Raw genomic sequence first — 14790 nt, 5'->3', positions numbered from 1 at the left:
AACCGCCTTGCTGCCCGGCTAGTCGGCGCCGTGACCCCGCGCCATGTAATCCGCGCTCTGCATTTCCTTGAGGCGGCTGACCGTGCGCTCGAACTCGAACGCGCCATCGCCGGCGGTGTAGAGGTCTTCCGGTTCGGCTGCCGCCGCGACGAAGAGCTTCACATTGTTCTCATACAGCGCATCGACCAGCTTGGTGAAGCGGATCGCCTCGTTGCGATTGTCGGGCGACATCGCGGGGACGCCGACCACGATCACCGTATGATAGGCATGCGCGATCGCCAGATAGTCCGCCGCTCCGCGGTTCTCGCCGCACAACCGCTTGAAGCTGAACACGCCGACACCCTTGAGGCTCTTGGGCACGTGGATCGTCCGGCCCCCGCCGAGGTCGAGTTCGCCCGAGGGGACATTGGCCGCGCCCTCGGGAGCGTAATCGGTGAGGCGGAAGAAAGCCTCGCGCACCTGCGCGGTCGCCTCCTCGCCCAGCGGGGCGTGCCAGGTCTCGATATCGCCCAGCCGGTCGAGCCGGTAATCGGTCGGACCGTTGAGCGGCAGCACATCCATTTCGTCCTCGACGAGGTCGATGAACGGGAGGAACAGCGAGCGGTTGAGCCCGTCCTTGTAGAGATCGCGCGGCGGGCGGTTGCTGGTGGTGACCACGGTCACGCCCTCGTCGCGGATCAGCGCGGTGAACAGCCGTGCCATGATCGCCGCGTCGGCGGTGTTGTTCACCACCATCTCGTCGAAGGCGAGACAGCGCACATCGGCCGCGATATCGCGCGCAACCTTGCCGGTCGGATCGCCGGGATCGCTGGTCCGCCGCTCGCGCATGCGCCGGTCGACCTCGAGCATGAACTCGTGGAAATGCGCACGGCGTTTCTCGGCGATCCCCAGCGTCTCGACGAACAGGTCCATCAGCATCGACTTGCCGCGCCCGACACCGCCCCACATGTAGACGCCCTCGGGCCGCGCCTTCTTCGGCTTGAACAGCTGTGCGAGCAGCCCGCCCGAGCTCTCCGCCTCGAGGTCCTTCTGCAACCGGTCGAGCCGCTGTGCGGCGCGGCGCTGGTCGGGATCGGCCTGCAATTCGCCCGCCGAGACGAGCCGCTCATAGCGGGCGAGCATTCCGGTCACGCGGCGGCGCGGGGCTTGATCTTCTTGACGATGCCCGAGAAGCTGGCGACCGCGTGGTCTTCTTGGACCACCGTGCCGCGCACGAACACCATGCTGCCCGTCTCGCGGACGATCTCGCACACCGCGTCGAGCGGCATGTCGGGCTTGCCGCCGCCCACGAACTGGGTTGACAGCTCGACCGTCACCGACGGGCCGGCATTGCCGCTGCCGATATTGTGCATCGTGGTGAACAGCGAAATGTCGATCAGCGACAGCGTCACCGCGCCGTGGATGATGCCCTGCAGGTTCTGGTGGCGCCGTTCGGGGAACATGCGCAGCCGCGCCTTCCCGTCATCGTCCACCCGGGTGATGAGCTTGCCCATCACCGCGCCGTTGAACAGCGTTTCGTCCTTCAGGTTCCAATGCCGCCAGCCCGGATTGTCCGGGTCGGGAGCGTGGTCGAACACCTCGTCACGCAGCGCCATCAGATCGCGCGTTCGGCGATCATTTTCTTGGTTTCGGCGATTGCCTTGGCCGGGCTCAGGCCCTTGGGGCAGACATTCGCGCAGTTCATGATCGTGTGGCAGCGATAGAGGCGGAAGGGGTCTTCCAGCTGGTCGAGCCGTTCACCGGTCATCTCGTCGCGGCTGTCGGCCAGCCAGCGATAGGCCTGCAGCAGGATCGCCGGGCCGAGGAACTTGTCCGAATTCCACCAGTAGCTGGGGCAGGCGGTCGAGCAGCAGGCGCACAGGATGCACTCGTACAGCCCGTCGAGCTTCTCGCGCTGTTCGGGCGACTGCAGCCGTTCCTTGCCGCTGGGCGTGGTCGAGACGGTCTGCAGCCACGGACGGATGCTGGCGTATTGCGCATAGAAATGCGTGAAGTCGGGCACGAGGTCCTTGATCACGTCCATGCTCGGCAGCGGGGTGATGCGGATCTCGCCCTTGAGGTCCTCGATCGCGGTGGTGCAGGCGAGACCGTTCTTGCCGTTGAGGTTCATCGAGCACGAACCGCAGATGCCTTCGCGGCACGAACGGCGGAAGGTCAACGTGGGATCGATCTCGTTCTTGATCTTGAACAGGGCGTCGAGGACCATCGGACCGCATTCGTCGAGGTCGAGCTCGAACGTGTCGTAGCGCGGGTTCTCGCCGCTGTCGGGATCGTAGCGGTAGACCTTGAACTTGCGGATGCGCGTACCGCCGGTCGCCGTATGGGCGCGGCTCTTGCCGGTGATCTTCGAATTCTTGGGAAGGGTGAAGGTCGCCATTACGCTGTCAGTCCTGTTTCTTTGCGCAACCCATCTAGCGGTTCGGGCGCTTGGCGCAAGGCCATGTATGACGCATTTCCTGCAACGGGTGTCCTACAACATGGACCGGGTGTTACACGGTCCAGGGCAAAAACAGCTTCTTGCGCCAAAAGCCCGGTAATCGGGTGAATTCGCGGGCACGACGAGGCGCTATCGGAGGTCTAGAGCGGTAGGATGAATGTAGGAAAGCCCTTTCGGCGCGCCGCGATCTTCGGCGCCAGCGGCGGTATCGGCGGCGCGCTGACGGCGAGGCTGGCGGAGAGCGGCGTCGAGGTATGGGCGGGAAGCCGTTCGGGCACGGCAGTCGACCCCGCCCTGCGCGCCTTTCGCTTCGATCTGTCCGACGAAGCCTCGATCGCCACTGCCGCTGGCGCGATGGCCGACGCGCCGCCCGATCTGGTGGTGGTCGCCAGCGGTGTGCTGACACTGGCCGATGGCTCGGGCCCCGAACGCAGTTACAAGCAGATCGACGGCGCGGCGATGGAAGAGGTGTTTCGGCTCAACACCATCGGCCCCGCGTTGGTGGCCAAGCATGTGCTGCCCCTGTTGCCGCGCGACCGCCGCAGCGTCTTCGCGACGCTATCGGCGCGGGTGGGGTCGATCGGCGACAATCGCCTGGGCGGGTGGCACAGCTACCGTGCCAGCAAGGCCGCGCTCAACATGCTGCTCAAGAATTTTGCGATCGAGCTGCGCCGGACGCACAAGCAGGCGATCGTGGCAGGACTGCATCCGGGCACGGTGGATTCGTCGCTGTCCGAACCCTTCCAGGCCAATCTGCCCGCGGGCCAGCTGACCCGGCCCGCCGATGCGGCGGACAACCTGCTGAATGTCATCGACGGGCTGACGGTGGCGGACAGCGGCGGCGTGTTCGACTGGAAGGGCGAAGCCGTTCCGGCCTAGGCGGCCAGCGCGCCCGCCCGCCCGGTTTCGGCACGCTCGAGATTGAAGGCGAGCAATTCGCCATAGCGCTGGCCTGCCAGACCCTTGCGGCCACTGCGCTGCGACATCAGCACCCCCGGCTTGGCATTGCCTTCGACCACCATCGGCCCGTCGGGCGTGAACGCGATATCCCAGCCGATAAGCGTATATTCGGGGAACGCCGCGGCATGCGCGCGGCAGGCGAGCGCCACGGCCTTTTCCCAATCGGGCAGCTGCAGATCGCCAAAGGCCGCGCCGCTGACCGGATGGCATTCGTAATCGCCGCCACCATAGCCCTTGCAGGCGGTACCCGCGCGCCCGGTTTCGAAATCGACCGGCATGATCAGCCCGCCCGCCTTCATGTTATCGATCACCGGGCCGCGCAGCGAAGGCACGCGAAGCACGGTGCTGACCAGTTCGGGTTCTCCCGTCTCATTACGCATCGTGGTGAGCCGCGCAGTCGCCAGCGCATCCATCGCATAGTCCGCCAGCGCTGCGTGGTTGCCCAGTGCGCGCTGGATCACCCACACTTGCCGGTCATCGACATAGGGCGCGATCGCCTGGGCGAAGGCGGCCTGGTCGGTGATATCGGACACGGCATGGGGGAGCAGCGCGACACCGCGGCCGCCTTCGCCGTGCGTGGGCTTGGCAATCAGCGGGTGTCCGCGGGCGGGGCGAAAATCGCGCAATCCGCGATCGTAGACCGCGTGCACGGCGGGATGGGGCAGGCCGTGCGCGGCGCAGCGGCGATAGAACGCCGCCTTGTCGACCAGCACGCAGGCGCGGCTCCATCCCTGCGAGTTGATGATCTTGTTGAAGCCCGCATCCTCGAACCGCCGGATATAGTGATCGAGCTCCTCGGGCCGCTCGATCCGGAACAGCGCGATGTCATTGGGATCGACGAAACGTTCGCGCGCGATTGCCAGCGCCTGCCGTTCCCACTGCGCATCCATGCCGTACTTGCGCGCGACAGCGAAGGTTCGTGATGGCAGCCATGCAGCAAAGCCCCGCGCAATGCCCCGGTCGAGCATTGTACGCGCCGGTGACCGGCTGCGGCGGCGGCGCTCGTAATGCGCAGCGAAGGCCGGGGCGCTGGCGGCTTCGGCCCCGCCGGGGAACAGCGCGAACGCCTTCTTGGCGTAATAGGCGAGTTCGGCGGGGTGCATGGCGGGTCAGACTTCGATGGTTTCGCCGCCGACATCCTCGGGCATCATCGCTAGGTCGAACGGCACCCGTTCTGCCGTGATCACTCCCTGCCGGTCCATGCTGTAGGCCGCGATATGCTCGATCAGCTGGGCATGCGTCAGCCCGGCCAGTTGCGCCGCGCCCGAGACGGTCTTCTTCGACCACAGGTTGCACGACAGATTAACTTCCATGAACAGCACTTCGCCGGTCGTCGGGGTATAGCGGAACTCGAAGCGCCCGTAGTCGAACGGCCACAGTTCGGGCAGCATGGCCCGCGTATATTCGCGGATCTTGCGCGTCATGACCGGGTTCTTCATCGCGACCAGCCGTTCCTTCGGACCTTCGGACAGCCCACGCTTTTCCTCGTAGGAGCGGAAATTGCCCTCATCGCCCGGCATTTCGAAGCGCATTGTCGACAGCAGGATCGGCTCGGCTCCGCCCAGCACGGGGACCACCACGTCATAGGCGCCCTCATAGCGTTCGACGATCACGTCGTGGCCTTCCTCGTGGAGCTTTGCGATGTCGCGTTTCGCATCGTCCCAATTGGTCGGCATGGTGACGCCCCAACTGGCGGATGAGGCGTTGGGTTTGACCACCAGCCGTTCGAAAGCGAAGTCGGGATAGGGAATGTGCATGTACCCCCGCCGCGCGATCAGCCAGGGGGCGACGGGTACGCCGCGCGCGACCGCCACGGTCTTCATCAGATGCTTGTCGTCCGACAGGCCGCGCAGAATGGGCGAGGCGCCGAGCGCGGGCAGGCCGATGCGCTGCGCCAACAGCGGGCCGAGCATCTCGCTCATCGGATATCCCGCGCGGTTGAGCAGGGTGAAGACGTAATCGAAATCGGTCTTTTCGAACAAGGCGGTGAAATCGCTCGCCGGGGTCACATCGAGGCCGATGGCGCGCAGGGTGTCGAGCACCTCGTGGTGATAGACCGCATGATTGCCGTCTTCGCCATGCAGCTGGCCGCCGGCGGTGGCGTGTTTGGCGAGGAACAGGACGCGCAGCCGATCCTTGTCGGCGGCGGGTATCGTGAACAGGTCGATCGTGTGACTCATGCGCGCGCCTTTACCTGCGGGCCATGACTGGGTCACGAATTTTGTGCTTGTCGCAAATCCGAAAACGGATAGCTTTCCAAGACGAGCGCCGGTCAAGGAGAGCGCGATGGGGCTAAGGGCCTGGTACGATCGTCACGTGATGCCGCGGTTGATCACCGCAGCCTGCGGGCAGGACGGTATCGAGAAACGCCGCCGCCAGCTGATCCCGCTTGCCGAGGGCCGCGTGTTCGAACTCGGCTGCGGAGGCGGGCTCAACCAGGCGCTTTACGACAGCGACAAGATCACCTCATTTGCCGGGATCGATCCGCATGAAAAGCTGCTCGCCGGCGCGCGCGAACGTGCGCGGGCGAAGGGGTGGGAAACCGATATCCGTGCGGGCGTGGGGGAGGATATTCCCTTTCCCTCGGGATCGTTCGATACGGTGGTGTGCACCTATACGCTGTGTTCGGTCGACGATCCGGACAAAGTGCTGTCGGAACTGCGCCGGATACTGGCGCCGCGCGGACAACTGCTGTTTCTCGAACATGGCCGCGCGCCCGATGCGGGCGTCGCGCAGTGGCAGGACCGCGTGGAACCGGTGTGGAAACCGCTGGCAGGCGGGTGCCATCTGACGCGGCCGGTGGGCGCATCGCTGCGCCGCGCGGGCTTTGCGGTCGAACCGCTCGGCCAGGCCTATCTCAAGCAAGCGCCCAAGGTGCTGGGCTGGATGGAATGGGGTGTGGCGCGCAAGGCCTGAGGGCCGGCGAGTGCAAGACCCGCCGACCCCCTGAGCTTGTTATTCGTCGCCGAAAGTGCGCTGCCACCAGCCACGCTTGGGCTTGGCCGGCTCGGCAGAAGCCGCGCTGTCTTCCGTCACCGGTTTGGGTGCCGCAGGCTCGGGAGCAGGCGGCGTAGCGGGTTCGGCTACGGCTTCGACCGGTGCTGCTGCGGGAGCAGCTTCGGCCTCGACCTTCTTCTTGCGCGGCGCGCGCTTCTTGGGCGCGGGCTTGGCTTCGGCTTCACCCTCTGCCGGTGCATCGGCAACGGCTTCGGTCTCGGCCTTTTTCTTGCGCGGTGCGCGCTTCTTGGGCGCAGGCTTGGCTTCGGCCCCGGCGTCCCCCTCTACCGGTGCGTCGGCAGCGGGTGCGGCTTCGGCTTCGGCATCGGTCTTCTTCTTGCGCGGGGCGCGCTTGCGCGGCTTGGGCTTTTCTTCCGTCTCGGCAGCAGCCTCGGCGGTTTCTGGCGAATCCTCGGGACCCGCGACCACGGCCATGTCCTCGACCACCGCGTCCGAAACCCCTTCGAGTTTCTCGGCGTCTTCGGACGTTACCTCGTCCGAGGTCCGGCCGCGACCACGGCCACCCCGGCGGCGACCACCCCGGCGGCGGCGCTTCTTCGGCCGGTCATCGCCGTCGTCGCTTTCGCTATCGGCGTCGGTATCCGTGTCCGTGTCGTCGTCGCTGTCATCGCCATTGTCGTCGTCATCCGAATCGTCGCGATCGTCATCGTCGGAATGCTGGCGACCCTTGTTGCGTCCGCGACCGCCCCGGCGGCGGCGGCGCTTCTTGCGCGGACGATCGTCGTCCTCGCCGCCATTGCTGTCGTCGCGTTCGCTGTCGTCGTCGTTCTCGTCGAGGATTTCCTCATCGTCCTCGTCATCGACGATGGTGTCGAAGCGCGGCGCGTCCTTGGGCTTGGGCCCATGGCTGGAGACCGACATCTTCGCGCCTTCGTCTTCGCCTTCGGGCACGACTTCGACGGTCACATGGTAGCGCTGTTCGATCTCCATGAGATCGGCGCGCTTTTCGTTGAGCAGATAGACTGCGGCTTCGGTGCTGGCTGCCAGGCGGATGGTCGAACCCTTGCCCTTGGCGGCTTCATCCTCGATCTGGCGCAGCGCCGACAGGCCCGCGCTCGACGCGGTGCGGACCAGGCCGGTGCCGTCGCAATGCGGACATTCGCGGGTGGTCGCTTCGAGCACGCCGGTGCGCAGGCGCTGGCGGCTCATCTCCATCAGGCCGAAGCTCGAGATGCGGCCGACCTGGATGCGCGCGCGATCGGTCTTGAGCGCGTCCTTCATCGCCTTTTCGACCTTGCGCGTGTTGGAGTGGTGCTCCTGGTCGATGAAGTCGATCACCACGAGACCGGCCATGTCGCGCAGGCGCAATTGGCGGGCGATCTCGCGCGCGGCTTCGAGATTGGTATGCAGCGCGGTCTGCTCGATATTGTGCTCCTTGGTGGAGCGGCCCGAGTTGATGTCGATCGACACCAGCGCCTCGGTCGGGTTGATGACCAGATAGCCACCCGATTTGAGCTGCACGACGGGATCGTACATCGCCTTGAGCTGGTCTTCGGCGCCGTAGCGCTGGAACAGCGGCACGGGGTCCGAATACTGCTTCACCCGGCGGGCATGGCTGGGCATCAGCAGCTTCATGAACTGCTTGGCCAGCTTGTAGCCTTCTTCGCCCTCGACCACGACTTCCTCGATGTCGCGATTGTAGATGTCGCGGATCGCGCGCTTGATCAGGTCGCTGTCCGAATGGATCAACGCGGGCGCGCTCGAATCCAGCGTGCGTTCGCGGATCTCGTCCCACAGGCGGGCGAGGTAATCGAAATCGCGCTTGATTTCGGTCTTGGTGCGGCTGAGCCCGGCGGTGCGGACGATCAGCCCCATGGTGCGGGGCAGAGTCAGGTCGCTGACGACCTGCTTGAGCCGCTTGCGGTCGGCCGCGCTGGAGATCTTGCGCGAAATGCCGCCGCCGTGGCTGCTGTTGGGCATCAGCACGGTGTAGCGGCCGGCGAGGCTGAGATAGCTGGTCAGCGCAGCGCCCTTGTTGCCGCGTTCTTCCTTGACGACCTGGACGAGCAGCACCTGGCGGCGCTGGATGACGTCCTGGATCTTGTAGCGGCGACGCAGCGCCATGCGCTTGGCGCGCGCTTCGTCGACTTCCTTGGCGCGGGTGCGGCCCTTGCCCTGGCCCTGACGGCGACCGCGGCCACGACGGCTCTGGTTGCGGCCCTTGCGGCGGTTGTCGCCATCCGATTCCTCTTCGTCGGAATCGTCGTCGCTATCGTCATCATCGTCGTCGTCGCGGTCGAGATGACCTTCCTCGATCGTCGCGACGTCGTCCTTGTCGGAGGTGTCGACTTCCTCGAGGCCGTCTTCGGCGAGGTCTTCGGCGAGGGCGCCGGAGCTTTCGTCATCGGCGTCGTATTCGTCGCCGGGCATTTCGCCGCGGTCTTCTTCCTCGTCGCGCAGACGGGCTTCTTCCTCGGCCGCTTCGGCCTCGGCCGCGAGCAGTTCGTCGCGGTCTTCCTTGGGGATCTGGTAATAATCGGGATGGATTTCGCTGAAGGCGAGAAAGCCGTGGCGATTACCGCCGAAATCCACGAACGCCGCCTGCAGCGACGGTTCGACCCTGGTTACCTTGGCAAGATAGATATTGCCCTTGATCTGCTTGTGGTCGGCGGATTCGAAATCGAATTCTTCAATCCGGTTGCCCTTGAGCACCGCCACCCGGGTTTCTTCCGAGTGGCGCGCATCGATAAGCATGCGCGTTGCCATTGATATGTCTCCAGCCGCGCCGGGGCAGGAGTGATCCTGCTGGGGCGCGGCGTATTCTGTTGGAAAGTCCGCGGCCCTGTCGGGGCGTCGCGGTGTTTGCGAACCGGCCGTGTCCTGCATGTGCGAGGGGCCGGGTATTCGTGACTGCGGGACTGGCCTCGCGCAGGGTCTGCGCTGTCCGGCCCGACGCAGCGGCAAAGGCGGGTGCCTGTGCTGCCAATGTCGGGGAGTAACGGGCCATGTCCGGCATCAACCTGTATTGCATTGGACCGGAACGAAACGAACGCTGCGGTCTGAAAGTTAACGGTTTTCTTCGATGACCCTCTTCGTCGCGGATTGTTCGCGCCGATCGGAGGCACCGGAAAACCGATATGGTGTCGCTAGCACCGTGGGTTTCACACGGCAACCATATTGCGTCATCTGACAACAAGGCCGTAACCATGCATGCCATGTCGATCCGGACGCACATCCTCCTGCTGGTCCTGCTGCCGCTCGCAGTGGTGGCCGCGCTGGTGGTGACCGCGCAGCGCATTCCCGTGCCCGAGATCGGACGCGCTTACGTGCTGCGTGTCAATTTGCCCAAGGCGGATGCACCGGGCGCCTTACCCGATGTGGCGGGCCGCGAGGGTTTGCCGCTGGTGGTGATCGATGCCGGCCATGGCGGACACGATCCCGGAGCATCGGGGCAGGGCTACCGCGAAAAGACAGTCGTCCTTGGCCTCGCCCGCGCGCTACGCGCTGAGCTGGAGAAGGAAGGCAATGTCCGCGTCGCCATGACCCGCGAGGACGATCGCTATCTGGTCCATGCCGAGCGGGTGGCGATCGCGCGGCGGCTCGATGCCGACCTGTTCCTCTCGATCCATGCCGACAGCGCGGGCGATGCGGCCGAGGTCACCGGGGCGAGTATCTATACGCTGTCGAACCAGGCCTCGAGCGAGGCCGCCGCGCGCTTCGCCGAGCGCGAGAATGCTTCCGACCGGCTCAACGGCGTCGATGTCGGCGGACGGAGCGATGTGGTGAACACGATTCTCGTCGAATTGTCGCAGCGACGCACGCAGGAGCAATCGGACGAATTCGCGCGGCTGATCCGCCGCGAGGGCGAGGACGCGATCCGGTTCCATCCGCAGGCACGCCGGTCGGCCGCGCTCAAGGTGCTGCGTGCACCCGATGTGCCCTCGGTCCTGTTCGAAAGCGGGTTCATCACCAACGAGGCCGATGCGCAGCGGCTCGCCTCGCCCGAAGGCCGCGCGCGTTTTGCCGAGGTGATGGCGCGCGCCATCCGCATCTATTTCGCCCGCCAGCAAGAAAGCTGACGGCGAGGCGCTAATCCTTCTGGCGAATTGCCAAATTGGCGTGCTAGAGGCTCATCCGACACCATGCCCGACCAGCCAGCCCTGCAATATTACCGTTACCGCATCAGCCGCGATCCCAAGCGGCTGATCGCGTGGTTCGACGACAATTGGTCGCGCAACCGCAAGCTGCGGCTCGCGAGCTATGTCACCGGTTTCGCAGTGGTGATGATCGTGCTCGCCTGGGCGACGCTCGGGCGCAATCTGCCCGATGCCGAATCGCTGCTCGAATACGAGACCCCGCTGCCCAGCGTAGTGCGCGGGATCGATGGCGAAATCGTCAACACCTACGCGCGCGAACGCCGCGTGCAGCTGCAATATGTGGATTTCCCCGAGCAGCTCGTCGAAGCTTTCCTCTCGGCCGAGGACAAGACCTTCTTCAGCCATGGCGGCGTCGACGTCACCGGCACGGCCAATGCGGTGATCGATTACGCAACCAAGTTCAGTTCGGGCGAACGCGCGGTCGGCGGCTCGACCATCACCCAGCAGGTCGCCAAGAACCTGCTGCTGGGCGATGAATATTCGGTCACCCGCAAGCTGAAGGAAATGATCCTCGCCACGCGCATCGAAAGCGTGCTGACCAAGGAGGAAATCCTCGAGCTCTATCTCAACGAGATCCCGCTGGGTCGGCGCAGCTTCGGCGTGCAGGCGGCGTCGCGTGCCTATTTCGACAGGGATGTCGGCGATCTCGAGCTGCACCAGATCGCCTTTCTCGCGATCCTGCCCAAGGCCCCCGAACGCTATGGCCGCGAGCGCTATCACGACCTTGCCATCGCGCGGCGCAATTTCGTGCTCGACCAGATGGTCGCCAACGACTTCATCACCGCGAGCGCTGGCGAAGCGGCCAAGCGGATGGATCTGGGACTGGTCGAGCAGCGCGGCACACGCTCGGCCGATGCGGGCTATTTCCTCGAGGAAGTGCGCCGCCAGCTGATCGACCGTTTCGGCGAAACCGGCGATGACGGGCGCAACAGCGTCTATTCGGGCGGGCTGTGGGTGCGCACCTCGCTCGACCTCGAACTCCAGGAGGCGGCGCGCGATGCGCTGCGCGCGCAGCTCATCAGCTATCACGGCAATCGCGGCTTTACCGGGCCGATTGCCACGCTCAATCCGGACAATGGCGATCTCACCGCGCAGCTCGCTTCCTCGAACATCGCGATCAACTATCGCGACTGGCGCGTGGGCGTGGTCACCGCGCCGGGCCGGATCGGCTTCAGCGATGGCGAGGAATTCGCGCTGTCGGGCGGCCCATCGTCGCTCAAGCCCGGCGATGTCGTGGCGGCGGCGCGTTCGGGCGCAGGCTATGCCATTCGCGGCGTACCCGAAGTGTCGGGTGCCTTCCTCGCCGAAGCGCCGCAGACAGGCCGTATCCTCGCCATGCAGGGCGGGTTCGACAGCCGCCTGGGCAGTTTCAACCGCGCCACGCAGGCGCTGCGCCAGCCGGGTTCGACGATCAAGCCGTTCGTCTATGCCGCCGCGCTCGACCAGGGGATGACCCCGGCGACGCAGGTTCCCGACCAGACCTTCTGCGTGTGGCAGGGCGCCAATCTGGGTGAGAAATGCTTCCGCAATTTTGGCGGTGGCGGGGGCGGGATCCATACGCTGCGCTGGGGCCTCGAACAGAGCCGCAATCTGATGACCGTCCATATCGCCGACGATACCGGGATGGACAATGTCATCCAGACCATCGACCGGCTCGGCATCGGGTCCTACGAACCCTATTATTCCTTCGCTCTAGGAGCAGGCGACACCACCGTGGCACGGATGGTCAACGGCTATGCCGCGCTCGCCAATTGGGGCCGCCAGAACGCCGGATCGGTGATCGATTACGTGCAGGACCGCGATGGCAAGGTCATCTTCCGCACCGACACGCGCGATTGTACCGGCTGCAACCTCGAAGAATGGGACGGCCAGCCGATGCCGCGCTTCGATGTGTCGGGCAAGCAGGTGCTCGATCCGCGCACCGCGTTCCAGATGGTCCATATGCTACAGGGCGTGGTCACCCGCGGTACCGCAGTCCGCCTGCGTAGCCTCGACCTGCCGCTGTTCGGCAAGACCGGCACCACCAACGGCCCGACCAATGCCTGGTTCGTCGGCGGCTCGCCCGAAATCATCGCCGGCATGTATGTCGGCTTCGACCAGCCGCGCAATCTTGGCGGCTGGGTGCAGGGCGGCAATACCGCGGCCACGATCATGAAGCGCTTTATCGAAGCGACCAAGGACCGCTGGACGGCGGAGGATTTCGTCGCCCCGCCGGGAGTGCGGATGGTCAAGATCGACCGTCGCAGCGGCAAGCGCGTGTTCGAGGGAACGCCCTCGGACGAACCCACCGCGACGATCATCTGGGAAGCCTTCAAGCCCGACACCGAACCGCCGCGCGCGACGCGCAGTGACGCCATCGCCGCCAAGCGCAACGAGATTCTCGAACTGATCCGCCGCGGCCGCCTCGAGGCACAGCAGGCCGCCGCGAACGATCGCGGCGACCAGCCCAACGACTTCGTCGAGGACCAGGGCGGCATTTACTGATCCCGGCTTGGCAGCGGCGGCGGTGCGGTTCATGATGCGGGGCATGAAGATGCTCCACACCCTGTTCGCCGCCGCTGCGCTCGGCCTGACTGCAACACCGGTCCTTGCAGCGCTCGACCAGGGGGCGCAGGCGCCCGGGTTCACGGCGCAGGGTGCGCTCGCGGGCAAACCGATCCGCGTCGATTTGGGCACGTCGCTCAAGCAGGGCCCGGTGGTGCTCTATTTCTTCCCCGCGGCCTTTACCTCGGGGTGCAATCTCGAAGCGCAGGCCTTTGCCGCCGCTATCGGCGAGTTCCGCGCGGCCGGGGCCACGGTCATCGGCATGACCGGCGGCAATACCGACCAGCTGCGCGAGTTTTCCGCCAAGCATTGTGCGGGCGAGTTTCCCGTCGCTGCGGCGACGCCCGAACTGATCGCGCAATATGACGTCTCGCTCGGCGCAAAGGGCGGCGCCCGTGCCGGGTGGAGCGACCGCACGACCTATGTGATCGATTCCGATGGAACGATCGCCTTCGTCTATTCGGATCTGAAGCCGAATGAACATATCGCGCGTAGCCTGGCCGCGGTGCGCTCGCTGAAGCGCAAGTAACCACGCCGCAGCACCTTTCCCGCGCCGCGCGTCTGCGCTAGGCGGCGCGCCCGCACACCTTTTCTCAGGAGAGTTCCATGCGTGCCGAAGGGCAGGCCCATATCGAACGGATCGAAGCCGCACTGGCGCTGGTGCGCCAGTCGCTCGACTGGGACCGCGCGCTGCGCCGGCTCGAGGAACTCGACGCGCGCGTACAGGACCCCACATTGTGGGACGATCCCAAGCAGGCGCAGGCGATCACGCAGGAGCAGAAGCGGCTCGAAACCGCGATCAACACAGTGCGCGAAATCGAAAGCGAGATGGGCGACGCGGTCGAATTCGTCGACATGGGCGAGGCCGAAGGCGATGCCGAGGTCGAGCGCGAGGGACTGGACACGCTGTCCCGGCTGGCCGAGCGCGCCGATCGCGACAAGGTGCAGGCGCTGCTCTCGGGCGAGGCGGATGGCGCCGATACCTATCTGCAGATCAATGCCGGTGCCGGCGGGACCGAGAGCCAGGACTGGGCCGAGATGCTGCTGCGCATGTATGCGCGCTGGGCCGAACGGCGCGGGTTCAAGGTCGAGACGGTCGAATATGCCGCGGGCGACCAGGCCGGGATCAAGAGCGCGACGCTGCTGATCAAGGGCGAGAACGCCTATGGCTATGCCAAGACCGAAAGCGGCGTCCACCGGTTGGTACGTATAAGCCCTTATGACAGCTCGGCGCGGCGCCACACCAGCTTCAGCTCGGTCTGGGTCTATCCGGTGATCGACGACGATATCGACATCGAGATCAACCCGTCCGATCTCAAGATCGACACCTATCGCGCGTCGGGTGCGGGCGGGCAGCACGTCAACACGACCGATTCCGCGGTCCGGATCACCCACCAGCCAACCGGCATCGTGGTGGCGAGCCAGAACGACCGCAGCCAGCACAAGAACCGCGCAACCGCGATGAACATGCTCAAGGCTCGCCTGTTCGAACGCGAGATGGCCGAACGCGAGGCCGCCGCTTCGGGTGAGTATCAGGAAAAGAGCGAGATCGGGTGGGGCCACCAGATCCGCTCCTATGTGCTGCAGCCGTACCAGATGGTGAAGGATTTGCGTACCGGCGTGCAGTCGCCTACGCCTGACGACGTGCTCGACGGCGCGCTGGACCCGTTCATTTCCGCCGCGCTGGCCCAGCGCGTGACCGGCGAAACGGTCGAGGTGGAGGATACCGAATAG

General features: G+C 65.5%; 12 protein-coding genes. 6 read left to right on the top strand and 6 right to left on the bottom strand.

Annotation, left to right across the window (positions count from 1 at the left end):
* Positions 1-18: 18 nt before the first annotated feature.
* From zapE to VWN43_RS06820, 3 genes are read right to left on the bottom strand one after another with little or no spacing between them, the layout of a single operon-like run.
* Positions 19-1131, bottom strand: a complete 1113-nt coding sequence (gene zapE / locus VWN43_RS06830) for a cell division protein ZapE (protein ID WP_320180132.1) — start codon at positions 1129-1131, stop codon at positions 19-21.
* Positions 1128-1595: a PaaI family thioesterase gene (locus VWN43_RS06825; protein ID WP_063506490.1), complete on the bottom strand. Its 468-nt coding sequence runs from the start codon at positions 1593-1595 to the stop codon at positions 1128-1130. The genes zapE and VWN43_RS06825 overlap by 4 nt, the downstream gene beginning before the upstream one ends.
* On the bottom strand, positions 1595-2377 hold the full coding sequence (locus VWN43_RS06820) for a succinate dehydrogenase iron-sulfur subunit (protein ID WP_301298487.1): 783 nt from the start codon (positions 2375-2377) through the stop codon (positions 1595-1597). The genes VWN43_RS06825 and VWN43_RS06820 overlap by 1 nt, the downstream gene beginning before the upstream one ends.
* Positions 2378-2590: 213 nt before the next feature.
* Between VWN43_RS06820 and VWN43_RS06815 the strand changes: the two genes are divergently transcribed.
* Positions 2591-3316: an SDR family NAD(P)-dependent oxidoreductase gene (locus tag VWN43_RS06815; protein ID WP_320180133.1), complete on the top strand. Its 726-nt coding sequence runs from the start codon at positions 2591-2593 to the stop codon at positions 3314-3316.
* Here the strand turns inward: VWN43_RS06815 and VWN43_RS06810 are convergent.
* Both VWN43_RS06810 and VWN43_RS06805 read right to left on the bottom strand, forming a co-directional pair.
* Positions 3313-4500, bottom strand: coding sequence for a sugar-transfer associated ATP-grasp domain-containing protein (locus tag VWN43_RS06810; protein WP_320180134.1), 1188 nt, complete (start codon positions 4498-4500; stop codon positions 3313-3315). The genes VWN43_RS06815 and VWN43_RS06810 overlap by 4 nt on opposite strands.
* 6 nt (positions 4501-4506) lie before the next feature.
* Positions 4507-5577 carry a D-alanine--D-alanine ligase family protein gene (locus VWN43_RS06805; RefSeq protein WP_320180135.1) on the bottom strand — a complete coding sequence of 357 codons (1071 nt, stop codon included), beginning with the start codon at positions 5575-5577 and terminating at the stop codon, positions 4507-4509.
* A 106-nt stretch (positions 5578-5683) separates the two neighbouring features.
* On the opposite strand from VWN43_RS06805, the gene VWN43_RS06800 reads away from it, so the two are divergent.
* The gene (locus VWN43_RS06800) at positions 5684-6313 is read left to right on the top strand and encodes a class I SAM-dependent methyltransferase (RefSeq protein WP_320180136.1); all 630 of its coding nucleotides are present in this window, start codon (positions 5684-5686) and stop codon (positions 6311-6313) included.
* A 39-nt stretch (positions 6314-6352) separates the two neighbouring features.
* Here the strand turns inward: VWN43_RS06800 and VWN43_RS06795 are convergent, their stop codons facing one another.
* Positions 6353-9121, bottom strand: coding sequence for an Rne/Rng family ribonuclease (locus tag VWN43_RS06795; RefSeq protein ID WP_320180137.1), 2769 nt, complete (start codon positions 9119-9121; stop codon positions 6353-6355).
* 449 nt (positions 9122-9570) lie between these two features.
* On the opposite strand from VWN43_RS06795, the gene VWN43_RS06790 reads away from it, so the two are divergent.
* The 4 genes from VWN43_RS06790 to prfB all read left to right on the top strand — a co-directional run bounded on the left by VWN43_RS06790 (position 9571) and on the right by prfB (position 14790).
* Complete coding sequence (locus VWN43_RS06790) at positions 9571-10434, top strand: N-acetylmuramoyl-L-alanine amidase family protein (protein ID WP_320180138.1); 864 nt, start codon at positions 9571-9573, stop codon at positions 10432-10434.
* 63 nt (positions 10435-10497) lie between these two features.
* A complete protein-coding gene (locus tag VWN43_RS06785; protein WP_320180139.1) occupies positions 10498-12996 on the top strand; it encodes a penicillin-binding protein 1A in 2499 nt (832 codons plus the stop codon).
* Between the two features lie 43 nt (positions 12997-13039).
* Positions 13040-13585, top strand: a complete 546-nt coding sequence (locus VWN43_RS06780) for a peroxiredoxin (protein ID WP_320180140.1) — start codon at positions 13040-13042, stop codon at positions 13583-13585.
* 77 nt (positions 13586-13662) lie between these two features.
* The gene (gene prfB, locus VWN43_RS06775; RefSeq protein ID WP_320180141.1) at positions 13663-14790 is read left to right on the top strand and encodes a peptide chain release factor 2; all 1128 of its coding nucleotides are present in this window, start codon (positions 13663-13665) and stop codon (positions 14788-14790) included.

The sequence above is a fragment of the Qipengyuania sp. HL-TH1 genome (assembly GCF_036365825.1).
GTDB classification, from domain to species: Bacteria; Pseudomonadota; Alphaproteobacteria; order Sphingomonadales; family Sphingomonadaceae; genus Qipengyuania; species Qipengyuania profunda.
This window is presented reverse-complemented; position numbering and strand designations above follow the sequence as displayed.